This is a genomic window from bacterium (genome assembly GCA_004322275.1).
Taxonomy (GTDB): Bacteria; Desulfobacterota; Deferrisomatia; order Deferrisomatales; family BM512; genus SCTA01.
Genome location: SCTA01000017.1, coordinates 41,784 through 65,400, shown reverse-complemented (window position 1 = coordinate 65,400; position 23,617 = coordinate 41,784). Strand labels below are relative to the sequence as shown.

Genomic DNA, 23,617 nt, shown 5'->3' with positions numbered 1-23,617 from the left:
CAGCGCGGGAACTCCGGGACTTCATTGGAGGAGTTTACAATGGCCAGAAAAGAGATCCCGCGGGAGCTGGAAACGGCGATCCGCGAGGAAGAAAGAGCCGCGCGCCGAAACGCCGAATCGGCCAGACTCACCGACAACCCCAAGGGGGCCGCGATGTTCCGGGAGCTCGCGGAGTTTCACGGACACAACGCCGAACTTCTGAAAAAACGCCTGACTCCGGTCTATGAAGAGAGCGATTCCGGCATGGTGGAAACTGCCGTGGATTTTGCCGCAATGGAGGCAAAAACGGCGCACGCCGACGCCCTTGCCGCGCTTGAGGCGGATATCGCCCTCGAAAAAGAAAGCGGCGAAAAAATCCGGGAAGCCGCTAGAGCGAAAACCGGCGAGGAAAGGACGCTGCTTCGCCGGGTGGCCGAAGAAATAGAACTCAACCGCCGCATCCTCGACGACGAATTCTACCTCCTCACCAACACCGGCCTCGCAGTCTGGGGGGATTGAAAAATATGAAGAGAACATTAAAAGGCCGCTCGATGAGCGGCCTTTTTAGATGTAGGAGACCAGCTACAACTTGCGAGGCCTTGCCTCGCGCTCCAAGCCACCATTTGAGTGAGCAAAAGGTGGCCCAAAACACAGCCCGGACTCGTCGCTCGCGCTTTAAAAGCGCGACCACTTCGTTCTGGCTGGGCCGTACGGGGCACCCGTTCGCTACGCTCACTAAGACCCCCCCGCCGCCCTTTCCACCTCCGCTCCCTGCGTCACCTACGGGCCACGGGGAGGGCGAAGTGAAGGCTCGTCAAAAACGAATTAACGGAATGTTTTTGGACTCGAAGGTAAATTTTATTGTATGCATAGCTGTGAAAAGAATATCTTCGAGCACATGAGCTGAAATGATTCCACTCATGTGCGAGCTTTCTTAATGAATTCCGCCCCATTCCACCCGAACCCGGACAGAAGCGTAATGGTAATCAAGCATATTGCCCAAGTTCTCCCCAGGATAGGTTCGGCCTTTGGGGTTATGGCGTTCCTGTGCGTCGCCGGGGGAGGTTGCTCCGACGTTGGCTCATACGGCCCTGGGGCCGCCCTTCCGGAGTGCGGCGACTGTCATGGCGTCCCTCCGGTCGCCCCGGGCGAGGCTGCGGGCGTGGCGGGAGCCGAGAGGGTGGAGAACTATCCCAGCGGCGGAGGGGCGCACAAGATCCACGTCGATTTTTTGCTGGCGCGCTTCCGGGAGGCGAACGCGACCCCGTCAGCCGACGACCTGTGCTCGCCCTGTCACGGCGCCGGAGCGGGTCGCGCGGCTACTCACAACTCCTCGGGGCGGAACAAAAACGCAGCCTGGGCGTGGGACGCTTCCGCGCGCTCGCGTGTACTCCTCGCCGACGGACGAGGCCACTTCGCAGCATCGGGTTCCTACAACGGCCAAACCCTGGGGACGGGAGTAATTGCCGGTGGCGAACCTCAGGAGTGCGCCCAGGTGGACTGCCACGGGCCCGGCGTACCCTATAACGTCGCAGCCACGGATACCGCCCCCTACTCGAACGGCTATGACCGGCTCTCAGCCGGATTCCCCAGCCGTCCCCGCCTTCTGTGGGACTACACCCGGGCCGAATACGCCGATGATGGCGACGCCTCCTCGGTCTACGATCCACTGGGCCGTTCCTTCGTCTGCGGCGGCTGCCACGGCTACGACCCGGTGCACCCCGGCGACGCTCCGGACATTAAGTTGCAGAAGGACGGTGGGACCACAGTCTACGACTCTAAGGCGGGCGGCGGCCCCGCCAAAGGCGTGGCCGCAAACTACTTCGGCACCGTCAGCGGTTTCTCACGGGGCGGCCACGGCGACGCCGGGATTGAGCAAGAGGATCCCTTCAGGGACAGCGGGGCGGGGACGACTCCCCTCACCTGCGAGGCCTGCCACGACAACTCGGCCCCCCATTTTCCTCCGGCCGCACAAAACCTTCACCGCCTCGTGAACACGGTTCTCGAAGACGAGACCCACTCCGCCGCCGGGCTCTGCAACAGTTGTCACAGCGCAGCAATATATCCGGGCCCGGCTGTTAAGGGCGCGCTCATCCATCACCCGAGTTTCTGGGGAAGTTACCCTGGGGAAGCGGAGCCGATAGAACCTGCACCGGGCCAGGAAATCATGACGGACGTCGATGAAAGCACCTCCTGGGTGGAGCTTTATGAATGGAGATATTCCCAATCCGCCTACGGGGCCGCCAACGCTTCCGGCGACGTCGACTATTTCGTCGACTTCTGGGGAGGAAAGCCCGGCGACACCACGCAGCCCCCGCCGCCCCGGCCCGTCCCCTTCGTCGTCCTACCCGTGGCGCGCTACGTTGGCAACCAGGGGGAGACCGACCGGGTGATGTGCGTCACCTGCCACAATCCCCACGGGACCGACCTGATCTTCTTCACCACCGGCGCCGTAGACTTGACGAGGGTCCCCGACAACGACATGCTCCGGGTGCGGTACCACAATGACAATGCACTTTGTAATGCTTGTCATTAGGCAGGATGGGTTCTCGGCCTATTGCACTCATACAACAAGAAAGGCCGCTCATTGAGCGGCCTTTTTCAATCCTGGAACATATTCAGGTAAGAAATAAAACGTTGCGAGCGGTCCGGATGCGAGGAGCCGCGCAGCAGTTTTATGTGCTCATGGTGTCGAAAAACTCCTGATTCGATTTGGTCCCCTTCATCTTGTCGAGCAGAAATTCCATCGCGTCCTGCGGGTTGAGGGCGGAGAGGACTTTGCGCAGTATCCAGATGCGGTTGAGTTCCATCGGCTCCAGTATGAGGTCTTCTTTTCTGGTGCCTGATTTCTGGATGTCGATGGCGGGGAAGACGCGCCTGTCGGCGAGCTTTCTGTCGAGTACCAGCTCCATGTTGCCGGTGCCCTTGAACTCCTCGAAGATGACTTCGTCCATCCTGGAGCCGGTGTCCACGAGCGCGGTGGCGATGATGGTGAGGCTGCCGCCCTCTTCAATGTTTCTGGCCGCGCCGAAGAAGCGCTTGGGCTTGTGGAGGGCGTTGGAATCGACGCCGCCGGAGAGAATCTTTCCGGAGTGGGGGACGACGGTGTTGTAGGCGCGGGCGAGACGGGTTATGGAATCGAGGAGGATGACTACGTCCTTGCCATGCTCGACGAGCCTTTTGGCCTTCTCGATGACCATCTCGGCGACCTGTACGTGGCGCTGGGCCTGTTCATCGAAGGTGGAGGAGATGACCTCGCCCTTGACGGAGCGCTGCATGTCGGTGACTTCCTCGGGGCGCTCGTCGATGAGAAGGACTATCTGGACTACGTCGGGGTGGTTCTGGGTAATGGAATTGGATATTTCCTGCAGAAGAACGGTCTTGCCGGTGCGCGGGGGGGCGACGATGAGGCCGCGCTGCCCCATGCCCACGGGGGAGACCAGATCCATCACCCGCATGGTGTAGCGGGTGGGCTGCACTTCGAGCTTTATTCTTCTGTTGGGGTAGATCGGGGTGAGGTTGTCGAAGAGGAGTCTGTGGCGGGCCTGCTCGGGGGTGTCTCCGTTTATCGTGGAGACCTTGAGGAGCGCGAAATACCTCTCCGATTCCTTGGGCTGGCGTATCTGCCCGTTTACGGTGTCTCCCGTGCGGAGGCCGAAGCGGCGTATCTGGCTGGGGGAGACGTAGATGTCGTCGGGCCCCGGCAGATAGCTGTAATCGGGCGAGCGCAGAAAGCCGAAGCCGTCCGGGAGCAGTTCGAGGACTCCCTCGCCGAAGATGTTTCCGTTCTGCTCGGTCTGGGCCCGAAGCAGGGCGAAGATGAGGTCCGCCTTCCGCAGCCTCGACGCGCCCTCTATCTGGAAGGTGTCGCCCATCTCGATCAGTTCGTTTATGGGTTTGTTCTTGAGTTCTTGAAGATGCATGAATTGGGTGCTCCGGCGGGACTTGGGTTTCCCTCAGGATGTGGGTTTAAAGGGTTGAATCTGGTTGGAGGACAAGCATTTGCAAGGAGTTTGCGGCTCCGGTTTTTTATCAGAAGTCTGCGGTAAATTGAGACTTGTGGACGGCTGTAAGTTGTATTTTCAATTACCCAAAATGCGAGGCGTGGAAAATGCTTGAGGCAGGGCTAAATTTTTCGTGTGATTCTAAGTATCGTTAAGAATGGCGATTTGTCAAGTCTTTTCGCGTTTTGTCATTGTGGCCGCGTATGGCGGCCGCGAGCGCGGCGACCTGCAGCCGGAGCTCCTCCACCGAGCCTTCGTTTTCGAGCACCGCCCCGGCAAGCCCCGCCTTCTTGAAAATGTCCATCTGTGACGCGATTCTTTCGCGCGCTTCAAAAAGCGTAAAACCGTCGCGGGTGGTGAGCCTTTCGAGCTGCGTCGAGGGGCTGGCCACTACAACCACGACGAGATCGAAACCCTTCTCCATCCCGGTCTCGTAGAGGAGGGGTACGTTGTATACCACGAAGGAATCCGGGTCGGCCGCGAAAGCGCGGGAAAACTCCAGTTCGGCTTCCCTCGCCACCCGCGGGTGGATAATGGCGTTCAGGTCGCTCCGGGCCTTTTCGTCCGGGAAAATCAGCTTCCCGAGGGCAGCCCTGTCGAGAGAGCCGTCCTTCAGAAGGACTTTGGGGCCGAACCTCTTCACAATCTCGCCAAGCGCCGGGGTTCCCGGTTCCACTACCTTCCTCGCGAGCAGATCGGCGTCTATGACGGTGACTCCGAGCTCCTCGAAGAAGGAGGCCGCGAGAGACTTGCCGGTGGCTATGGAGCCGGTCAGGCCGACCCGCTTTATGGGGGTTTCGGGCATCCGGCGTATCATCGAAGCCTCCCGATATAGGAGCACATCCTCCCCGCGTCGCCCCTGCGGTGAGAAAAGAACAGCTTTTCTTCGCATCTGGTGCAGAGGCCGAGGGTGGAGATATTGCCCGGCGAAAGCCCCGCCTCGGAGAGCTCCCCGGCGCAGTAGCCCGGAAGGTCGAAGAAGAATTTGCCGGCTTCGCCAGCACGGAAACACTCTGGCCGTTTCGCCCCCGCGAGGGCGACCTCGGGGCCGACCTCGAAGCAGCAGGGTCCGATGGAGGGGCCGAGGGCGGCGACAATCGACGATGGCCGCGCGCTCTCCCTCTCCATTTCCCTGACCGCAATAGCGCAAATCCCCGCGACGGCGCTTCGCCACCCCGCATGCACCGCTGCGGTGATGCCGCTGGTTTCATCATAGAGAAGCACGGAAAGGCAGTCCGCGGTCTTCACTCCGAGGAGGATTCCGGCGGGGGGTACGCCCGTCCAGCCGTCCGCCGAGGGCTTCTTTTCCTCGTCGAAAGGCGAGACGAGACGTACCCCGTGAACCTGCCGGAGCAGGCGAAGCCGGTTCATCTTCTCGCCGCGGGCGAGGGTTTCGGGAATGCCGGGAGCCTTGAAATCGCCGAAGGAGCGCGTGGTGAAGCCGTGGACCAGCCCCGAAAAACCGGCGAGAACCGGCGCCATGACAACCCCCTCTATTTCAAACCATCCGGATTTGTGTATTATTGTCCGATGCTCCAAAGAAATATCCTCATCTTCGCTCTCATTCTTTTTACAGCTTTTTTCCCGGCCCCAGAAGCGTTTTGTTCAGCGCCGGAGGAAAAGGCCGCCTCTTTCATCGGGGAGGAGGCCAGGTACGACGTAAGCTGGTCGGGAGTGGCGGCGGGCACCGCGAAGCTTACCGTAAAATCCGGCGAGTCCGGACAGATTCGTTTCAACGCCATCGCCAAGACCAATTCCGGCGTCGGCATCCTTTACCCCCTGAACGTGAAATACGAATCCAACATAAATCCCGCCGATTTCGGTTCCACTCTCTTCACCACCTCCGGCAAGGAAGGGTGGGGCGACGAGGTTGAGCGGCGGGTGGAGTTCGCGGGCGCAGAGTCAAAGTACTACAAGGACGGGAAGCTGAAGAAAACCCTTGAGATTCCCCCCGATGTCCGCGACCCCCTCTCGATGATCTATTATTTCCGCCTCGTCACCCTCCCCGAAGAGGGGCGGACTTTTCCCTTCAAGATAGCGGACGGCAAGAGCGTCGTTGACGGCACCCTTAAAGTCCTCGGCCGGGAGAAGGTGAAGACCCCGCTGGGCGAATTCAAAACGGTCAAGGTAGAGCCCCAGATGAAGGGGATAAAGGGGATTTTCGGCAAGAGCCCCGACGCCCACATGTATATCTGGTTTTCCGACGACGACCGCCGCCTGATGGTGAAGATACTGAGCGAGGTTTCGGTCGGCTCCTTTACCGCGCTTCTTTCGGGTCTTCAAGGGGCCACCCTTCCCCACCAAGAGCCCGTATCAGAGCTGCCAGCTCTGAAGGAAGAGGCGCGGTAAGGGTTATCTCCCTGCCGTCCGAGGGGTGGCGAAAAGAGAGCTTCCAGGCGTGAAGCGCCTGCATCTTTTCGGAAGAAAGCCTCCTCCTGGCTTCATAGTCCGCTATCCCCTTCGCCCTTTTTACGCCCCCGTAGAGCGGGTCTCCAACCACCGGATGGCCCGTCGAGGCCAGATGAACCCTTATCTGGTGAGTTCTCCCGGTCTCGATAACGACCTCAAGCAGAGTCGCCCCTTTCAGCGGAATCAGGGCCTTCCACCGGGTCAGGGCGCTTCGCGAGCGGGGTGCGTTTACCGCCATCTTCTTGCGGTCGGCGGGGTGCCTGCCTATCGGCGCGTCGATGACCCCTTCCCCCGAGAGATTTCCCAGCACCACGGCGAGGTAGACCTTCTCCATCTCCCGGCTCTTGAACTTCTCCTGCAAGGAGCGGTGCGCCGCGTCGTTTTTAGCCACCAGAAGGACGCCGCTGGTGTCCTTGTCGAGGCGGTGGACGATACCCGGCCGGAGCACCCCCCCTATGCCGGAGAGGTCCCCCACGCGGTGCAGAAGGGCGTTGACCACCGTGCCCGAGGGGTGGCCCGGCGAGGGGTGGACCACCAGCCCCCTCGGCTTGGCGATGGCGATGATATCCTCGTCCTCGTAGAGAACGTCGAGGGCCAGCTCCTCGGGAAGGGCGGAGGAGGGCTCCGGCTCCGGCAGCTCGACGCGGAAGGTCTCGCCGCGCGCGACTTTTCGCGAGGGGCGAAGAACCCTGCCCCCAAAGGTTACCAGCCCCCCGGCTATTAGCTTGTGAATGCGGGAGCGGCTGAGCTCGGGGCGTTCCCCGGCGAGAAAGCTGTCGAGGCGCGGGTAGTCCGCCTGGGCGGTTATTTCGATTATCTGACGTTTTTCCAATTTTACCGCCCTCAAAGGGATTTCAATAATTTCCCGCGAAAGTATAGAATGATCTTGAAAAACTGTTGCGAGCCCCGTTTTCGGCGTCGCGCGCTCGCTCAAGGGCTCGCCGTAGCGCTGCTCTGTCTCGCCCTCTCGCTCCGCGTCTCCTTGAAACCGTGGCTTCTCACGACGTTTTTCAACAGAGTCATGGATGTTAAGTATCGACCAGTAAGATTTTCTGGTCAAGCCGCCATGAAATTTCGGGAAAGGAACGGATGAAGCTCAAATTCACCAAAATGCACGGCCTCGGAAACGACTTCGTACTCGTGGACTGCCGCGAAAGCGATCCGGGAAACTGGACGGAGCTGGCGCAAAGACTCGCCGATCGTCATTTCGGGATAGGGTGCGATCAGGTGCTCCTCCTCCGGGATTCGGAGGTCGCCGATTACAGGATGGAGATAATAAACGCCGACGGCTCCCAGGTGGAGATGTGCGGGAACGGGATACGCTGCTTCGCCCTCTACCTAAAGGACAACGGCCTCATAACCGGCGACGAGGCAAGGGTGGAGACCCTCGCGGGACTCCAGGTCTGCAAGCTCTACGGCGACCTCGTCGAGGTGGACATGGGCGAGCCGGAGCTTGAAGGCCGCCGGATACCCGTGGACGCCGACGGCGTGGTGAAGGAGTACCCCCTCCTCCTCGGCGACACCAGCGTCCTCGTTACCTGCGTTTCGATGGGCAACCCCCACGCCGTAATCTTCGTGGACGACGCCGAAAGATACCCCGTGGCCGAAATGGGGCCGCAGATAGAAAACCACCCCTTCTTCCCCCGACGCACCAACGTCGAATTTGTGGAGGCGCTTTCCCGCACGCGCCTTCGCATGCGCGTCTGGGAGCGCGGCTCGGGGCAGACGCTGGCCTGCGGCACCGGGGCCTGCGCCACGGCGGTAGCCGCCTTCTGGACCGGGAGGGCTGAAAGGGAATCGGAGGTGATCCTCGACGGCGGGACGCTGAAGATAAACTGGGAGGCGGAGTCGAACCATGTATTCATGACCGGGCCGGCTGCAACTGTCTTTGAAGGCGAATTTTACCTCTAAATCCGGCGCGTTATTTCCGCCCCCGGCGTCGTCATGTCCTCGCTCAAGAGCTCGCCGTAGCGCTGCTACTGCCTCGCCCTCTCGCTGCGGGATTCCTCGCCGGAAACGGAAAAACGCGCCGGTAAATGCGCCTTGCCGCGCCGTAGCTTTAGCGAAGGCGGGTCGCCGAAATAGTTTGCCGGAGGTTAAAGAACAAACTGCCTTTTGACGCTCCAATTCCTGTTAAAATCCCCGGAATTTTCGCAACGGCTTGACATATAGCCAAATAATCCTTATTTAAACACATCCTTCCGGGCGGTTTTCGCCCGTCCACCCTTGACATTTGCAGGCGCTACGAAATGGCGATGGATTATTACGAGATTCTCGGGGTCGAGCGGAGCTGTACCGCCGACGAGATAAAAAAGGCCTACCGCAAGCAGGCGATGAAGTACCACCCCGACCGCAACCCCGGCGACAGCGAGGCCGAGGAGGCTTTCAAAAAGTGCGCCGAGGCCTACGAGGTCCTCTCCGACAGCCAGAAGCGCCAGATGTACGATCTCCACGGCGTCGAGGGGCTCAACCAGAAGGGGATGCACCACGGTTTCGGCGACTCTTCCGACATCTTCAGCGCCTTCGGCGATATCTTCGGAGACATCTTCGGCCAGATGGGTTTCGGCGGCGGGCAGGGAAGGCAGCGGCGCGGCAGGGACCTCCACCACGAGATTTCCGTCAATTTAAAAGAGGTCATAGAGGGCGGCTCGCGCAAGATTAAGGTAAAAAAGCCCGCCCCCTGCCCCGAGTGCCACGGCAGCGGCGCGGCGACCCCGGAAGACGTGGAGGTGTGCGCCGTCTGCAAAGGCAGGGGGTCGGTCACCCGCGTCATTCGTCAGGGTTTCGCAACCTTCCAGACCTCCGGCCCCTGCTCCGAATGCAACGGCCACGGCAAAAAGATAAAAAAACCCTGCGAGGAGTGCAAGGGCGGGGGAATGACGAGGATAGAGAAGGTGGTGAACGTCGATTTCCCTCCCGGCATCGAGACGGGGCAGAGAATCCGCCTCGAAGGCGAAGGCGAGCAGATACCAGAGGGAATGCCGGGCGATCTCTACATCTCGCTCCACGAAGAGGAGAACGACCGCTTCGACAGGCGCGGACTCGACCTCTACGGCCCCCTCTACATAGATCTTTTAACCGCCCTTAAGGGCGGGCAGATTGAGACCGAAGGGCCCGAGGGCGAACCGGTGAAGATAAAGTTTGAAGAGGGCGTCCAGTCGGGCGAGATGCGGAAGATAAAGGGGCGCGGAATCCCCATGCTCCACCGCAAGCACGCTAGGGGCGACCTCTACCTCCACGTCTTCGTCCGCACCCCCGCGGGGCTCTCAAAGACCCACAAAAAGCAGCTCGAAGAGCTTCTCGCCACCTTCCCCAAAGCCGAAACCGAAAAAGTCGCCTCCTCCAAAGGCTGGAAAGACTGGGTAAAGGACAAGATCGGAGGGTAGGAAAGGCGGGGCGTATTTTTACTTCTCTTCCCCGAACTTCTTGTTTTGCGCGGAAAGCTCCACGGTTTTTGCGATTCTCTTCCGGCGGGTCTCCGGTGTTTTTGCAGTGTTGACCCAGTAGACGAACGCCAGTTGCGACGAGGGGGCGAATCCATTGAAATTACTCAGGGCCTCAGGATTTTCGGCCAACGCTTCCCCGAGGCCGGGGGGAAGGGAGAAGCTTTTGCTTGAGGGGACGATGTTGTTTAACTTCATCCCCTCCCTGTACGTCTCAAGACCCCGGTCCGACATCTTTTTTTCCGAGATCATTTTCTCCGCTCTTTCGATGTTGATCTCGGACCAGGAACTTTTTGATTTCCGAGGGGTGTAGCGCTGGATGTATTTTTCTTCGTCGAGGCTCTTTACCTTCCCGTCAATCCAGCCGAAGCAGATCGCCTCTTCAACCGCGTCAGTATATGGAACGCTTGGCTTGCCGGTGTGTTTTTTATAGTTCAGCAGCCAGATTTCGTTTTTCGTCCGGTGATTCGCCTCCAGCCAGCCGCGCCATTCCTCGCGGTTTTTTGCGTACAGGATTTCACCCGCGTCCATTTTTACTCCGGCCTTACCCCGCCGGTGTCTAGCATGACCTGGCGCTCGAAGTCGCTGGGGTTGGTGGCGGCGGAGATCGCGGTCTCGTAGGATATCTTGTTGTCCTTGAAGAGCCACATAACCGCCTGGTCGAAGGACTGGGTCTGGTAGGTGTCGTGGCCCTGCTCCAGCACGTCCTTCATGTGGAAAGTCTTCATAGGGTCCTTGATGCACTCCTCCACGGTCTTGGTCATCCTGAGTATCTCGCAGACGGGAAGCCTTCCCTTGCCCTCCTTGAGGGGGACGAGGCGCTGGCTTATCGTGGCGACGAGGTTCTCGGCGAGGCGAAGGCGCACGAGGGACTGCTTCTCGGCCGGGAAGACGCCGATGAGGCGGTTGATGGTCTTCTGGGCGTCGGTGGTATGCACGGTGGAGAAGACGAGGTGTCCGGTCTCGGAGGCGCGAAGGGCTGTGTCTATCGTCTCGGTGTCGCGCATCTCGCCGACGAGGATTATGTCCGGGTCCTGACGGAGCGCGGCGCGAAGGGCTATGTTGAAATCGGCGGTGTCGAGGCCTATCTCGCGCTGGCTTATCGACGCCTTCTTGTTTTTGTGCATGAACTCGATCGGATCCTCGATGGTGAGGATGTGGCATTTGCGGTTCTCGTTGACGTGGTTTATCATCGCAGCGAGGGTAGAGGATTTTCCGCAGCCGGTGACGCCGGTGACGAGGACCAGTCCGCGCTCCTCCTCGGCTATCTTTTTAAGGACCGGCGGCAGCCCGAGCGCTTCCACGGTGGGGATGTCGAAGGGGATGGTGCGAAGGACGAGGGCGAGGGAGTTTCTCTGCTTGTAGATGTTTACTCGAAAGCGGCTCACCCCCGCCAGAGAGTAGGAGCCGTCCCACTCGCGAAGCTCCTTGGGGTTTACCGGCGGGTAGATGTCTTCGAGTATCGTCTCGGCTATCGAAACCGTGTCGTCCTTTGAAAGCACAGGGCTCTTGGCCTCCATGAGCTGGCCGTTGACGCGAAGGAGTATGGGGGCGCCGACCTTGAAATGAATATCGCTGGCGTGCGACTGGTGGGCGAGTGTGAGTATTTTGTGAAAGACGTCCTTGTCCATCTGCTTCTCCTCGGGGGTGATTGCCTGAAAAGTCGTCACCCTTCATCATACGGAATTGGGCGGGTATTTCAATCGTCCCAAACGAAATAGACGATAATTTTACTGATTGCTCCCGGCGGACGCAAAAGTGCGGGAGTCGCTAAAGAAAGATGGCGGCAAAAACGATGGCGAAAAGAAGTGAAAAAAGTTCAAAGGGCGATCCGCGCCTCAAAAGAGAGATTGTCGGCCCGAGGGAGGGGGGGCAGCGCCTCGACATCTACATGATCGGCGTTTTTGACGGCCTCAGCAGGAAACAGGCGAAAAAGCTGATCGACCAGTCGAAGGTCTCGGTGAACGGAAAGATCGAGATAATGGCCTCCCACGAGGTCGTCCCCGGCGAGAGGATAGAGGTGCGCTTCGATCCCCCCGAGGAAAAGAGAAAGCCGCCGGAGATAAAGCTTCTCTACCGCGACGAGCACTTTCTGGCCGTAGACAAGCCCTCCTTCATCCCCTCCGGCGTCACAATGGACCCCGGTAGGCTCACGGCGGAGCTTCTCGCAAAGAAGGCTTACGGAGCGAAGCTAAAGCTCCTCCACCGCCTCGACAAGGACACCACCGGCGTTCTCCTCTTCGGGATAAACGACGAGGCGACGAGAAGCATTCTTGAGGAATTCCGCAAGAGGATGGTGGACAAGACCTATTTCGCCATAGTCTCGGGCAAGCCGCCGGAAAAATTCGACGACGTGCGCCACATCAAGGAGGTTCCCGGCGGAAGGGTGGCCTCGGTCGCAAGCGGCGGGATGCGGACGGAGACCTCCTTCACCACCCTCGCCGTGGCCAACGGCTGCGCCCTCGTCGAATGCCGCCCCAAGACCGGCAGGATGCACCAGATACGGTTGCAGCTCTCCGCGAGGGGCTTTCCGATACTGGGCGACGCCCTCTACGGCGGCGCTCCGAGGGTGAGGATAGGCGAGGAGGAGCTTGAGATACCGCGTCAGATGCTCCACGCCTACAAGGTCGCCTTCAACCACCCCGCCAGCGGCGCGGAGATGGAGATATGCTCCCCCATACCCGAGGATTTCGAGAGAATCGCAAAGGCGCTCTTCGGAGTTGTTTCGGTGCTGAAAAAGAAGAGGTGTTAAACCCCGCGTTCCCGCTCCGGCCAGATGATTCTGTGAAGCTGTAACTGGAGGCGGGCGTCGAGCCTGTCGCGCACCATCCATTCGGCGAGGAGCGCGGGGGGCAGGGTTTCGACCACCGGCGAGAGGCTGACCCGGCAGCGCCCCGCGATCCGGTTTCTGATAACTTCAAGAGCCCAGAGGTAGTCCTCCTCCGAGGTGAGGACGATCTTTACCTCGTCCTCTCCCTTGAGCCTTTCGAGGTTCTCCCACAGGTTCCTGTCCGCCATCCCCGAGCCGGGGGTTTTCAGGTCCATGATGACGTGGACCTCCTCCGGCACCTCGTCAAGGGGAAGGCTGCCGTTGGTTTCGAGTAGCACCTTCGCGCCGCCCCGCACCAGAAGGCGCAGCAGCTCCGGCGTTCCGGGCTGTAGGAGGGGCTCTCCTCCCGTCACCTCGACGTAGGGGGCCTTTAGTTCGAGCGCCCTTCGGGCCACCTCTTCGACGGGAAGCTCCTCCCCTTCCCCGAAGGCGTAGCGGGTGTCGCAAAAAGAGCATTCGAGATTGCACCCCGAGAGGCGGACGAAGGCGCAGGGGTACCCGGCAAAGTGGGATTCGCCCTGTATGGAGAGGAAGATTTCGCACAAAAAGAGTGTCTGCATCCCCCGAAAGTAGCATAAACCCGGCGTCCCCGGCAACGCGCCCTTTCCCAGGGGGTTAATTGAAGGCCGGGGGGTTGCATTTTTCGCCGTTTCAGGCGACTATTTCCCGGTTTAGTCATATTAGACGGTTCAGGCAAGGGTTTTCGTTCCCACGCCCTCCGGTGCCAGCGAGTGAGAGAGCAAGCAAGGTTCTCCCTTGCAAGGAGTTGAAATGAAAGAGGTTCTTTCCGGAAACGAAGCGATAGCGCGAGGCGCGTACGAGGCGGGAGTCACCTTCGCCGCCGCCTACCCCGGCACGCCCTCGACCGAGATACTTGAAACCATTTCCGCCAGGTACCCCGGCGAGATCTATTCCCAGTGGTCGCCGAACGAAAAGACCGCCCTCGAATGCGGGGTGGGCGCTTCGATGGCGGGCGCGCGCACCCTCGTCTCGATGAAGCACGTCGGGGTGAACGTCGCCGCCGACCCGCTCTTCACCGCCGTCTACACCGGCGTAAAAGGCGGCCTCGTGCTGATCAGCGCCGACGACCCGAACCTGCACTCCAGCCAGAACGAGCAGGACAACCGCAACTTCGCCAAATTCGCCAAGCTGCCGATGCTGGAGCCCTCCGATTCGCAGGAGGCCAAGGATTTTCTTAAGGCCGCCTTAGACATCTCGGAGGCTTTCGACACCCCGGTCCTCTTTCGCACCACCACCCGCATCTCGCACTCCAAGTCGGTGGTCGAGCTTGGCGAGCGGGAGGAATATCCCTCTACCGGCGAGATCGACCGCAACACCAGAAAATACGTCATGCTTCCCGGCCACGCGAGGCAGAGGCACCCGCTAATCGAGGAGAGGCTGAAAAAGATCGCCCAGCTCGCCGAGACCTCGCCGCTCAACCGGGTCGAGTGGGGCGATACCCACATCGGCATAATTTCCTCCGGCATTACCTACCAGTACGCGAAGGAAGCCCTTCCGGGGGCGAGTTTCTTAAAACTTGGCATGACCTGGCCCCTCCCCGCGAAACTCATCCGCGATTTCGCCTCCAAGGTAAAGAAGCTTATCGTAGTCGAGGAGCTCGACCCCTTCCTTGAAGAGCAGATACGCCTTCTCGGAGTGAGGGTAGACCACGGCAAGGACCTCTTCCCGATACTGGGCGAGTTGGAGCCCTCCTGCGTGACCGCCCTTCTCACCGGCGTAGAGCCGAAGAAAAAAGCACCCGCCGAGGGGCTTCCCGTGAGGCCGCCGGTGCTCTGTCCCGGCTGCTCCCACCGGGGCGTGTTCGCGGTCCTCAAAAAGCTCAAGGTCTTCGTCTCCGGGGACATCGGGTGCTACACCCTCGCCGCCCTGCCGCCTCTGGAGTCGATGCACACCTGCCTTTGCATGGGCGCCTCGATAACGATGGCCCACGGCATCTCGAAGGTAATCGGAGAGTCCGAAGACTACAAAAACAAGGTGGTCGCGGTCATCGGCGATTCGACCTTCTTCCACTCCGGCGTAACGGGCCTTATCGATCTCATCTGGAACCGGGGCAATGCCGTCGTCGCCATACAGGATAACCGGATAACCGCCATGACCGGCGGGCAGGAGAACCCCGGCTCCGGCCATTCGGTCTCCGGAGTCGAGTCCCCCGCCATCGACCTCGAAAAGCTGGTCATCGCTCTCGGAGTCAAGCCGGAGAACGTCCGCGTGGTGAGCGCCTACGACCTCAAGGCCCTCGAAGCCGTCTTCCGGGAAGAGCTGGAAAAGCCCGAGCCCTCGGCCGTCATCACCAAGGACCCCTGCGTCCTCCAGTACCGCGTCAAGGGCGAGCCGATGAGGGTTCTTGCGGAGAAGTGCACCGGCTGCAAGAGGTGCATAGGCGTCGGCTGCATCGCCGTTTCCATGATGCAAAAGGGGGAAGAAACCTTCGCGGCCATCGACCCGAATTTCTGCACGGGATGCACGGTCTGTGCTCAAGTCTGTAAAGCAGAAGCGATTATTCGTTAAAACCCAACCGTAAAGGATGGTTTAAAGATATGAAGACAACCAATATCCTGCTCGGCGGCGTCGGAGGACAGGGAGTTCTCCTCGCCAGCAAAGTCCTCTCCGAAGTCGCCCTCCTCGCCGGGCTCGACATAAAGCAGAGCGAGGTTCACGGCATGAGCCAGCGCGGCGGCTCGGTGGTCAGCCACGTCCGCATCGGCGAAAACGTACGCTCGCCCATCGTGCCCGAGGGCGAGTGCGACATCCTCGTCGGTTTCGAGCCGCTGGAGGCCCTGCGCTACGCCCACAACGTCAGGGAGGAGGGCGTGATAATCTTCGCCACCGAGAGGATAAACCCCTCGACGGTCTCGGCGGGCTTCGCGAAATACCCCGAGGACGTAGTGGAGAAGCTGGGAACCTACGGCAAGAGGCGCATAGCCGTTGACGCGGGGGAGCTCGCCGAAAAGGCGGGAAACAAGAGGGCGGCCAACGTCGTGCTTGTCGGAGCGCTTTCACGGCTCTTCGACGCCATACCGGAAGAGCTGTGGAAAAAGGCGGTAGAGCGCAGCGTCCCCCCGAAGGTTCTCGCCCTTAACCTCAAGGCCTTTGAACTGGGAAGAAGCGCCGTTTGATCTGATAAAACTTTTCGGTTCCCGGAAGAGGCCAGGCCCGCAGCATTTTTTCTCAATGCTTGCGGGCTTTTTATTTATTATTGGCCAGTCAATGCGACTCATGGTAGATTGACCCCCTGATTTTCGTGGTGTTTTTAAAACGCCGCTTTAAAGGCGGCGGGGGCGGGGAATGGAAGGTTTTTTCCGCCTTTGCGCCGGACCCGTAAAGCGGCAAGTTTTTTTGGTTTAACGAAAACCCTTGGAAAGGAGACAGCAATGACAGGAAGGCTTTCAAGAATTTTCTGTGCGGGACTCGGGCTTCTGGCCGTATCGGCTACCACCGCGCTGGCGGCGGACCCCATTCGCATCGGCGCGATCTTTTCCGTCACCGGTCCCGCGTCCTTCCTCGGCGAGCCCGAGAAAAACACCGCGAAGATGCTGGAAGAGCAGATAAACAAGAGCGGCGGACTTCTCGGCAAAAACGTTGAAGTCATCGTTTACGACGACGAGACCGACGCGACAAAGGCCGTCACCGCCTTCGACCGCCTCGCCAAAAAAGATCAGGTTGTCGCGGTTATAGGCCCCAGCACCACCGGCAGCACCCTCGCCATCGTGCCCAAGGCCGAAGAGTCGCAGATACCCCTCTTTTCCGCCGCCGCCGCCAAAAAGATAGTCTCCCCCGTCAAAAAGTGGGTCTTCAAGAGCCCCCAGAGCGACGACCTCGCGGTCAGGCGCATATACAACCACGCCAAGGGCGCGGGCATAACCAAAATCGCCATCATCTCCGCTTCCGACGCTTTCGGAGCCGCCGGACGCGAGGAGCTTCTCGCGATCGCCAAGACGGCCGGGCTCGACATCGTCGCCGACGAGGTTTTCGGGCCCAAAGACACCGACATGACCGCCCAGCTTACGAAGATAAAGGGCACCGACGCGCAGGCGATAATCTGCTGGGGCACCAACCCCGGCCCCGCCGTCATCGCCCGCAACCGCGTACAGCTCGGCATCTCCATTCCCCTCTACATGAGCCACGGCGTGGCCTCGAAGAAGTTCATCGAGCTGGCCGGGGCTGAAAACGCCGAAGGGATAATGCTCCCCGCGGGCAGGCTTATCGTCGAGGGCCAGGTAGCCGACGACCACCCCCAGAAGAAGGTAATCTCCACCTACAAGAAGAATTACGAAGAGACCTTCAAGCAGGATGTCTCGACCTTCGGCGGCCACGCCTACGATTCCCTCATGCTGGTGGTCGAGGCGATAAAGCTCGCCAATTCCACCGAGCCCGCCGCCATCCGCGACGCGCTTGAAAAGGTGAAAAAGTTCTACGGCACCGCTGGAGAATTCAACCTCTCCCCGGAAGATCACAACGGCCTTAACGAAGACGCCTTCGTAATGGTCAAGATCGTGGGCGGCAACTGGCAGATGCAGAAATAACCGTCAAAGCGCCGGGAGCCCGGTCCAGGCCGGGTTCCCGGATTCTTTTTTGTTCCCCGCACCGGCGCTCTTTCTTTCTCGCATACCGCTTCTCCGGAGGATAAAAATGAAAAAATATTTTTCCCGGTATTTTCTGGCGGGAGTTTGCGTCCTTGCGATTTTTGCCGCCGCCAACGCCGCCGACACGATAAAGATAGGCGGAATTTTCTCGGCCACCGGCCCCGCCTCCTTCATAGGGGAGCCTGAGAAAAACACAGCGAAAATGGTGGAAGAGGCGATCAACGCCGCCGGTGGAATCAACGGCGCGAAGATAGAGTTCATAATCTACGACGACGAGACCGACGCGACAAAGGCGGTGACCGCCTTCGACCGGCTGGTAAAGATGGACAAGGTCGCTGTAATCGTCGGGCCGAGCACCACCGGCAACACCCTCGCCGTGGTTCCCAAGGCCGAGGAGGCGGGGATACCTCTGGTCTCCTGCGCCGCCGCGAAGAAAATCACCTCGCCGGTCAAGAAGTGGGTCTTCAAGACCGCGCCCAGCGACGAGCCCGCCGTGAGGAAGATTTACAAGCACGCGCAGGGTTCCGGCATAAGCAAGCTGGCGATAATCACCGCCTCCGACGGCTTCGGCGCGGCAGGCCGCGAAGAGCTTCTGTCCATCGCCAAAGAGATGGGAATCGAGATCGTCGCCGACGAGGTCTTCGGGCCCAAGGACACCGACATGACCGCCCAGCTCACCAAGATAAAGGGCACCGCCGCGCAGGCGATCGTCTGCTGGGGAACCAACCCCGGCCCGGCGGTCGTCACGAGAAACCGCGTCCAGCTAGGCATTAAGACCCCCCTCTATATGAGCCACGGCGTGGCCTCGAAGAAATTCATAGAACTTGCCGGAGCCGAGAGCGCCGAGGGCGTGATGCTGCCCGCGGGCAGGCTCATCGTCGAGGACCAGGTCGCCGGAGACCATCCCCAGAAAAAGGTTCTCTCGACATATAAAAAGAATTATGAGACTAATTTCAAGCAGGAGGTCTCCACCTTCGGCGGCCACGTCCGGGACGCCGTCCTCCTGATAGCCGAAGCGGTGAAGATTTCCGGTTCCACAGAGCCCGCCGCAATCAGGGACGGTCTCGAAAAGGTCCGGAAGGTCTACGGCACCGCGGGCGAGTTCAATCTCTCCGCCCCGGATCATAACGGCCTTACGGACGAGGCCTTTGTTATGGTAAAAATCACCGGCGGCGACTGGCGGATGATGAAGTAGCAAGAAGTCAGGAACTTTGTGACCCAGGGACAGATTCTTCAATACCTTATTTCCGGTGTGACGGTGGGTTCCACGTACGGCCTGGCCGGGCTGGGATTCACCGTCATTTACAACACCACGGAGATAATCAATTTCGCCCAGGGAGAATTCGTCATGCTGGGCGGAATGCTGGCCGTTTTCGCCATGCAGTGGTGGGGGCTCCCCCTGCCGCTCGCCGTGGTAGCGGCGGTGGCCATAGTGACGGCGATAGGAGTTCTCATCGACAGGCTCACCATACAGCCCGTCCGCCACCGGTCGCCGATACACCTCGTAATCATCACCATAGGAATCTCCATCCTTCTTAGGGGAGGGGCCATGCTCCTCTTCGGGAAGGACACCTTCTCCCTTCCGCCCTTCACCGGCGGCTCGCCGATACTCTTCCTGGACGCGGCCATACTCCCCCAGAACCTCTGGGTGGTGGGGACCGCGATTCTCGTCCTTATCGCGATGAAGCTGTTTTTCGAGCTGACCATCACCGGAAAGGCGATGCTGGCCTGTTCCTACGACGCGAGGGCCGCCTCGCTGATGGGAATAAACGTCGGGACGATGGTGACCCTCTCCTTCGCTTTTTCGGCGATGTCCGGCGCGATAGCGGGCGTCATTCTCGCCCCCATAACCCTCACCTCCTACGACGTGGGGATACTGTTGGGTCTCAAGGGGTTCGCCGGGTGCATCCTCGGCGGCCTCGGCAACCCCTTCGGAGCTGTGGCCGGGGGAGTGCTCCTTGGCGTGATTGAATCGCTCGGCGCGGGGCTCTTCTCCTCAGGTTACAAGGACGCGATAGCCTTCGTCCTCCTCCTCGGACTCCTCTTCGTCCGCCCTTCCGGCCTTTTCGGCAAGAAGATGGGAGAGCGCGTCTAGATGGGCCCGGGTTTTTTCAGCCGGAGGATTGTCGGCCTCATGTTTTTCGCCCTGGCCATTCTCGTCATGCCCAAAACGCTGCCGAACGATTATTACCTGACGGTGCTTATCTTCGCGGGCCTCAACTCCATTCTCGCTATCGGCCTCAATCTCCTTTTGGGCTACGCGGGGCAGATATCGCTCGGCCACGCCGCCTTTTTCGGCCTTGCCGCCTATACCAGCGGAATCCTCACCGCCACCCACGGCTGGCCTTTCCTGGGGGCGGCGGCGGCGGCAGTCTTTCTCGTCGGGGGCGTGGCCTGGCTTATCGGGAGGCCGACCCTGAAGCTGAAGGGCCATTACCTCGCGATGGGAACCCTCGGCTTCGGCATCATCGTCTACATACTCTTCAACGAGGCCACCGCCATAACCGGCGGCCCCTCGGGATTCTCGGGAATACCCAAGCCCGTAATGCTCGGCTGGAAACCGGTAAAAGACCTGGAGTTCTACTACCTCATCTGGGGGATAGCCTTTCTCATCTTCCTCCTTTCGCAGCACATAATGCTTTCGCGAAACGGCAGGGCGCTACGGGCCATCCACACCAGCGAGGCCGGGGCCTCGGCGCTGGGGATAAACGTCGCTGGGTACAAGCTCTTCATCTTCGTGGTCAGCGCCCTTTACGCCGCCGTGGCCGGGGTCCTGTACGCCCATTACGTCACCTTCGTCTCGCCGGGGACCTTCGGCTTCCCCTTTTCGGTGCAGCTCGTGACGATGGTCGTGCTCGGCGGCATGGCGAGCCTCTGGGGTTCGCTGGCGGGGGCGCTCTTTCTCACTACGCTGCCCGAATTTTTGCGCATGGTCGAAAATTTCGACATCGTGATCTACGGAGCGATACTGGTCCTTTGCATGATCTTTTTACCCGGCGGGCTGGCCGAGGCGATACACAGGATTGCCTCCCTGTTCGTGAAGGTCTTCCGGCGCATCGGGCTCTTCTCAAAGCGGGAGGGGGCCGGGTGAGCGCGGAGTCCGCGTTTTTCTCGGGAAAGGGAATCTCCCTCGCCTTCGGCGGCCTTTGCGCCCTCTCGGAGGTGGATTTCGCGGTGAAAAAGGGCGACCTTCACGCCATAATCGGACCAAACGGCGCAGGCAAGACCTCGCTTTTCAACGTCATCACCGGTTTTTACAAGCCCCAGACCGGCTCGATAGCCATTGAGGGGAAAGATATCTCCGGGCGGGCGACCCACGAGGTCGCGAAGGCCGGGATAGTGAGGACTTTCCAGCATCTCGAAGTCTTCCAGAACATGTCGATCATGGACAACGTCCTCACCGGTTGCCACCTGCACGGCGGCTACTCCCTCTTTGATTCCCTTGTCCGCACCCCGCGCTACTTCGGGCGCGAAAAGGCGCTCCGCGAGGAAGCCCAGAGGTGGCTGGAGTTCGTAGGGCTTGCCGACAAGATAGAGTCCTCCGCTTCGGCGCTCCCCTACGGCTCCCTTCGCCTCGTGGAGATAGCCCGGGCGCTCGCCGCCGGGCCGAAGGTGCTCCTTCTCGACGAGCCCGCCGCAGGGCTAAACATGAAGGAGACCTCCGCCCTCGGCAGCCTCGTCAGGAAGATAGTGGACGGCGGAATCACCGTGGTGATGGTCGAGCACGACATGGAACTGGTGATGAACGTCTCCGACATGATTCTGGTGCTCAATTTCGGCGAGGTCATCGCGGAAGGGACCCCGGCGGAAGTCCAGAAGAATCCACAAGTCATCGCGGCCTATCTGGGCGAGGACTAAGGAGGATGCCAAAAACTGCTGCGAGCCCCGTTTACTGCGTCGCGTGCTCACTCGAAGCTCGCCTAACACCCGGTTATGCCTCGCTTCTCGCTCCGCGTCTCCTTGTAACCGGGGCTTCTCGCGATGTTTTTGGCAACCTCCTGAATTCACAGAAAAACAGCCATGCATTAATCCGGTCAGGTGGTAAAAATTGTTAAGGGTAAAGAATCTCGACGTCTTTTACGGGATGGTCCACGCGCTTAGAAACGCGACCATTCACGTCGCGCCCAGGGAGATCGTGGCCCTCATCGGGTCCAACGGCGCGGGAAAGACCACCCTTCTGGCGACTATCTCCGGCCTAATACGCCCCGGAAGCGGGGAGATATTTCTCGACGGGAAGAAGATTACCGGCTCGCGGCCCGACAGGATAGTAAGCGAGGGGATAGCCCACGTCCCCGAAGGCCGGCGCGTCTTCAAGCCGCTTTCGGTGGAGGACAACCTCCTGCTCGGTTCCTACCACCGCTTTAATTTCCGGACCTCGGCGGCGATCAGGAAAGAGGTGGACGAGGTCTTCGGACTCTTCCCCCGCCTCGCCGAGAGGCGAAAGCAGGTCGCGGGAACCCTTTCGGGGGGCGAGCAGCAGATGCTGGCCATCGGAAGGGCGCTCCTGTCGCGCCCGAAGGTGCTGATTCTCGACGAGCCCTCGATGGGTCTGGCTCCCAAGGTGATACGAGAGATCTTCCAGTACGTAGAGGGGCTCCGGCGCGAGAGGGGGCTTACCATACTCTTCGTCGAGCAGAACGCCAAAGCGGCCCTTCGGATCGCGGACCGGGGCTACGTTCTTGAAACCGGGAAGGTGGTTCTGGAGGGGAGCGCGGCTGAGCTGCTGGTGAACCGCGACGTGCAGCGCGCTTACCTCGGCGGAGAACAGCACGAGTAAAACCGGGAGGTGAAAATTGCTCTGAGCCCCGGTCACAAGGAGCCGCGCAGCGAGAGGGCGAGGCAGTAGCAGCGCTACGGCGAGCCCTTGAGCGAGCACGCGACGCAGTAAACGGGGCTTAAGGCAATTTTGGCACATTAAAAGGAGAGGCAAATGTACTGGGAACCGGAAAAAGAGTGCCTGGACAGGGAAGAGCTCACCGATCTCCAGCTTGAACGGCTCCAGGCGACGCTCAACCGCGTCTACGCCCACGTCCCTTTCTACAGGAAGGAGTTCGACTCCCTCGGGATAGAGCCGACGGACATCAAGAGCCTCTCCGACCTCTCCCGGGTGCCCTTCACCACCAAGGAGGACCTTCGCGCCAACTACCCCTACGGCCACTTCGCCACGCCTCTTAGGGACGTGGTCCGCATCCACGCCTCCTCCGGCACCACCGGCTCCTTCGTCGCCGTCGGCTATTCTCGCAACGACCTGAAGACCTGGGGGACCCTCACCGCGCGCATACTGGTCGCCGGAGGGGTAACAAAGGACGACGTGGCGCAGATAGCCTTCTCCTACGGCCTCTTCACCGGCGGTTTCGGGCTGACCTACGGCGCCGAGAGGCTCGGGGTCTCCGTCATTCCCACGGCCCACGCTAAAATTCCCCTCCAGATCAAGATAATGCAGGACTTCAAATCCACCGCCCTCCTTTGCCCCCCCTCCATCGCGCTCCAGATACTGGAGGAGATTCAGAGGTCCGGCATCCCCAGGGCAAGCCTCTCTCTCAAGTGGGGGCTCTTCGGCGCGGAGCCGTGGTCGGAGCGGGTGCGTCAGGAACTGGAAGACGGTCTCGGGATAACCGCCACCGACAACTACGGCCTCTCCGAGATAATGGGGCCCGGAGTAGCGGGCGAATGCCTGGAAAAGAACGGCCTCCACCTCGCCGAGGATCACTTTCTGGCCGAGATAATCGACCCGGTGACTCTGCAGCCCGTCCCGCCCGGCGAGATGGGCGAACTGGTGGTCACCACCCTCACCAAGGAAGCCTTCCCGATGATACGCTACCGCACCGGCGACCTGACCCAGCTAATGCCGGGAAGCTGCCCCTGCGGAAGGACCGGGACCCGCATGCGCCCGATCCTCGGCAGAAACGACGACATCGTCGTCATGCGCGGGGCGAAGGTCTTCCCCTCCCAGATAGAAGAGGTCCTCCTGAGCACCCTCGGCAGGCTCCCCGAGTACCGCATAATCATAAACCGCGAAAAGGGCGTCGATACCGTCACCACCCTGGTCGGTCTGACCGGAGAAGGCGCAGAGGAGGGGCTGGATAAATTCCGCCGAAATCTCGAAGTGAAGCTCGGTATCGAGATCACCGCGAAATTGGCCGATCCCTGCGAATTCGGGCCCATCGAGATAAAGGCGCGCAGAATAATAGACAACCGCAACGTCTGACGGCTGTGCCGTTCGGGTTCTTTTGCGTGGTTTCCTTGACGGGGCTCCAAAGTGAGGCTTACTTCAAAAGAGCTTCAGACTGTTGACAAAGTCATTTGTGGCGAAAGAGAAGTTTTCCGCACACAAAAACAGAACAGCAA

At 60.2% G+C, this 23,617-nt stretch carries 22 protein-coding genes; 15 read left to right on the top strand and 7 right to left on the bottom strand.

The genetic code is table 11. The annotated features are described in order from the left end of the window. The first annotated feature begins 39 nt into the window (after nt 1-39). The gene (locus EPN96_05265) at nt 40-498 is read left to right on the top strand and encodes a hypothetical protein (protein TAL17489.1); all 459 of its coding nucleotides are present in this window, start codon (nt 40-42) and stop codon (nt 496-498) included. 418 nt (nt 499-916) lie between these two features. After that, complete coding sequence (locus tag EPN96_05260) at nt 917-2,515, top strand: hypothetical protein (protein ID TAL17488.1); 1,599 nt, start codon at nt 917-919, stop codon at nt 2,513-2,515. Nucleotides 2,516-2,654: 139 nt separating this feature from the next. Here the strand turns inward: EPN96_05260 and rho are convergent, their stop codons facing one another. From rho to EPN96_05245, 3 genes are all read right to left on the bottom strand, one after another. Beyond that, nucleotides 2,655-3,902, bottom strand: coding sequence for a transcription termination factor Rho (gene rho / locus EPN96_05255; GenBank protein TAL17487.1), 1,248 nt, complete (start codon nt 3,900-3,902; stop codon nt 2,655-2,657). A gap of 232 nt (nt 3,903-4,134) precedes the next feature. After that, nucleotides 4,135-4,773: a dephospho-CoA kinase gene (locus EPN96_05250; GenBank protein TAL17525.1), complete on the bottom strand. Its 639-nt coding sequence runs from the start codon at nt 4,771-4,773 to the stop codon at nt 4,135-4,137. 23 nt (nt 4,774-4,796) lie between these two features. Next, entirely contained in the window at nt 4,797-5,465 is a 669-nt protein-coding gene (locus EPN96_05245; protein TAL17486.1) for a laccase domain-containing protein, read from the bottom strand. Between the two features lie 48 nt (nt 5,466-5,513). Here EPN96_05245 and EPN96_05240 point away from each other — a divergent pair, with 48 nt between their 5' ends. Further along, nucleotides 5,514-6,332: a DUF3108 domain-containing protein gene (locus EPN96_05240; protein ID TAL17485.1), complete on the top strand. Its 819-nt coding sequence runs from the start codon at nt 5,514-5,516 to the stop codon at nt 6,330-6,332. Here the strand turns inward: EPN96_05240 and EPN96_05235 are convergent. Further along, nucleotides 6,241-7,206 carry an RluA family pseudouridine synthase gene (locus EPN96_05235; protein TAL17524.1) on the bottom strand — a complete coding sequence of 322 codons (966 nt, stop codon included), beginning with the start codon at nt 7,204-7,206 and terminating at the stop codon, nt 6,241-6,243. The two genes, EPN96_05240 and EPN96_05235, sit on opposite strands and share 92 nt — an antisense overlap. A gap of 275 nt (nt 7,207-7,481) precedes the next feature. Here EPN96_05235 and EPN96_05230 point away from each other — a divergent pair, with 275 nt between their 5' ends. Continuing rightward, nucleotides 7,482-8,303 (top strand): diaminopimelate epimerase, encoded by an 822-nt coding sequence (locus EPN96_05230; GenBank protein ID TAL17484.1) that lies wholly within the window; start codon nt 7,482-7,484, stop codon nt 8,301-8,303. Between the two features lie 338 nt (nt 8,304-8,641). Then, nucleotides 8,642-9,778 (top strand): J domain-containing protein, encoded by a 1,137-nt coding sequence (locus EPN96_05225; protein TAL17483.1) that lies wholly within the window; start codon nt 8,642-8,644, stop codon nt 9,776-9,778. Between the two features lie 18 nt (nt 9,779-9,796). On the opposite strand, the gene EPN96_05220 is transcribed toward EPN96_05225, so the two are convergent. After that, nucleotides 9,797-10,366 carry a hypothetical protein gene (locus EPN96_05220; protein ID TAL17482.1) on the bottom strand — a complete coding sequence of 190 codons (570 nt, stop codon included), beginning with the start codon at nt 10,364-10,366 and terminating at the stop codon, nt 9,797-9,799. Between the two features lie 2 nt (nt 10,367-10,368). Further along, nucleotides 10,369-11,466, bottom strand: coding sequence for a PilT/PilU family type 4a pilus ATPase (locus EPN96_05215; protein TAL17523.1), 1,098 nt, complete (start codon nt 11,464-11,466; stop codon nt 10,369-10,371). A gap of 149 nt (nt 11,467-11,615) precedes the next feature. On the opposite strand from EPN96_05215, the gene EPN96_05210 reads away from it, so the two are divergent. After that, a complete protein-coding gene (locus tag EPN96_05210) occupies nt 11,616-12,587 on the top strand; it encodes an RluA family pseudouridine synthase (protein ID TAL17481.1) in 972 nt (323 codons plus the stop codon). Here EPN96_05210 and EPN96_05205 read toward each other — a convergent pair. Further along, entirely contained in the window at nt 12,584-13,225 is a 642-nt protein-coding gene (locus tag EPN96_05205; protein ID TAL17480.1) for a radical SAM protein, read from the bottom strand. The genes EPN96_05210 and EPN96_05205 overlap by 4 nt on opposite strands. A 211-nt stretch (nt 13,226-13,436) precedes the next feature. On the opposite strand from EPN96_05205, the gene iorA reads away from it, so the two are divergent. From iorA to EPN96_05160, 9 genes are all read left to right on the top strand, one after another. After that, nucleotides 13,437-15,194 carry an indolepyruvate ferredoxin oxidoreductase subunit alpha gene (gene iorA, locus EPN96_05200; protein TAL17479.1) on the top strand — a complete coding sequence of 586 codons (1,758 nt, stop codon included), beginning with the start codon at nt 13,437-13,439 and terminating at the stop codon, nt 15,192-15,194. A 29-nt stretch (nt 15,195-15,223) separates the two neighbouring features. Continuing rightward, entirely contained in the window at nt 15,224-15,802 is a 579-nt protein-coding gene (locus EPN96_05195; protein TAL17478.1) for an indolepyruvate oxidoreductase subunit beta, read from the top strand. A 255-nt stretch (nt 15,803-16,057) separates the two neighbouring features. Then, the gene (locus EPN96_05190) at nt 16,058-17,209 is read left to right on the top strand and encodes an ABC transporter substrate-binding protein (protein ID TAL17477.1); all 1,152 of its coding nucleotides are present in this window, start codon (nt 16,058-16,060) and stop codon (nt 17,207-17,209) included. Between the two features lie 106 nt (nt 17,210-17,315). Then, the gene (locus EPN96_05185) at nt 17,316-18,464 is read left to right on the top strand and encodes an ABC transporter substrate-binding protein (protein ID TAL17476.1); all 1,149 of its coding nucleotides are present in this window, start codon (nt 17,316-17,318) and stop codon (nt 18,462-18,464) included. An 18-nt stretch (nt 18,465-18,482) separates the two neighbouring features. Then, a complete protein-coding gene (locus EPN96_05180; GenBank protein ID TAL17475.1) occupies nt 18,483-19,364 on the top strand; it encodes a branched-chain amino acid ABC transporter permease in 882 nt (293 codons plus the stop codon). Continuing rightward, nucleotides 19,365-20,360: a branched-chain amino acid ABC transporter permease gene (locus tag EPN96_05175; protein ID TAL17474.1), complete on the top strand. Its 996-nt coding sequence runs from the start codon at nt 19,365-19,367 to the stop codon at nt 20,358-20,360. Next, the gene (locus EPN96_05170) at nt 20,357-21,127 is read left to right on the top strand and encodes an ABC transporter ATP-binding protein (GenBank protein TAL17473.1); all 771 of its coding nucleotides are present in this window, start codon (nt 20,357-20,359) and stop codon (nt 21,125-21,127) included. Before EPN96_05175 ends, EPN96_05170 begins: the two co-directional genes overlap by 4 nt. A 190-nt stretch (nt 21,128-21,317) precedes the next feature. After that, nucleotides 21,318-22,046, top strand: coding sequence for an ABC transporter ATP-binding protein (locus EPN96_05165; GenBank protein ID TAL17472.1), 729 nt, complete (start codon nt 21,318-21,320; stop codon nt 22,044-22,046). A gap of 153 nt (nt 22,047-22,199) precedes the next feature. Continuing rightward, nucleotides 22,200-23,477 (top strand): phenylacetate--CoA ligase, encoded by a 1,278-nt coding sequence (locus EPN96_05160; protein TAL17471.1) that lies wholly within the window; start codon nt 22,200-22,202, stop codon nt 23,475-23,477. Nucleotides 23,478-23,617: the final 140 nt, after the last annotated feature.

Excerpts from the sequence above, each read along its gene's own strand:
- EPN96_05215 (TAL17523.1), bottom strand. The coding sequence starts at position 11,466 with ATGGACAAGGACGTCTTTCACAAAATACTCACACTCGCCCACCAGTCG.
- EPN96_05260 (TAL17488.1), top strand. The coding sequence starts at position 917 with ATGAATTCCGCCCCATTCCACCCGAACCCGGACAGAAGCGTAATGGTA.
- EPN96_05185 (TAL17476.1), top strand. The coding sequence starts at position 17,316 with ATGAAAAAATATTTTTCCCGGTATTTTCTGGCGGGAGTTTGCGTCCTT.
- EPN96_05220 (TAL17482.1), bottom strand. The coding sequence starts at position 10,366 with ATGGACGCGGGTGAAATCCTGTACGCAAAAAACCGCGAGGAATGGCGC.
- EPN96_05225 (TAL17483.1), top strand. The coding sequence starts at position 8,642 with ATGGCGATGGATTATTACGAGATTCTCGGGGTCGAGCGGAGCTGTACC.
- EPN96_05230 (TAL17484.1), top strand. The coding sequence starts at position 7,482 with ATGAAGCTCAAATTCACCAAAATGCACGGCCTCGGAAACGACTTCGTA.
- rho (TAL17487.1), bottom strand. The coding sequence starts at position 3,902 with ATGCATCTTCAAGAACTCAAGAACAAACCCATAAACGAACTGATCGAG.
- EPN96_05205 (TAL17480.1), bottom strand. The coding sequence starts at position 13,225 with ATGCAGACACTCTTTTTGTGCGAAATCTTCCTCTCCATACAGGGCGAA.
- iorA (TAL17479.1), top strand. The coding sequence starts at position 13,437 with ATGAAAGAGGTTCTTTCCGGAAACGAAGCGATAGCGCGAGGCGCGTAC.
- EPN96_05190 (TAL17477.1), top strand. The coding sequence starts at position 16,058 with ATGACAGGAAGGCTTTCAAGAATTTTCTGTGCGGGACTCGGGCTTCTG.
- EPN96_05245 (TAL17486.1), bottom strand. The coding sequence starts at position 5,465 with ATGGCGCCGGTTCTCGCCGGTTTTTCGGGGCTGGTCCACGGCTTCACC.
- EPN96_05195 (TAL17478.1), top strand. The coding sequence starts at position 15,224 with ATGAAGACAACCAATATCCTGCTCGGCGGCGTCGGAGGACAGGGAGTT.
- EPN96_05240 (TAL17485.1), top strand. The coding sequence starts at position 5,514 with ATGCTCCAAAGAAATATCCTCATCTTCGCTCTCATTCTTTTTACAGCT.
- EPN96_05160 (TAL17471.1), top strand. The coding sequence starts at position 22,200 with ATGTACTGGGAACCGGAAAAAGAGTGCCTGGACAGGGAAGAGCTCACC.
- EPN96_05175 (TAL17474.1), top strand. The coding sequence starts at position 19,365 with ATGGGCCCGGGTTTTTTCAGCCGGAGGATTGTCGGCCTCATGTTTTTC.
- EPN96_05210 (TAL17481.1), top strand. The coding sequence starts at position 11,616 with ATGGCGGCAAAAACGATGGCGAAAAGAAGTGAAAAAAGTTCAAAGGGC.
- EPN96_05265 (TAL17489.1), top strand. The coding sequence starts at position 40 with ATGGCCAGAAAAGAGATCCCGCGGGAGCTGGAAACGGCGATCCGCGAG.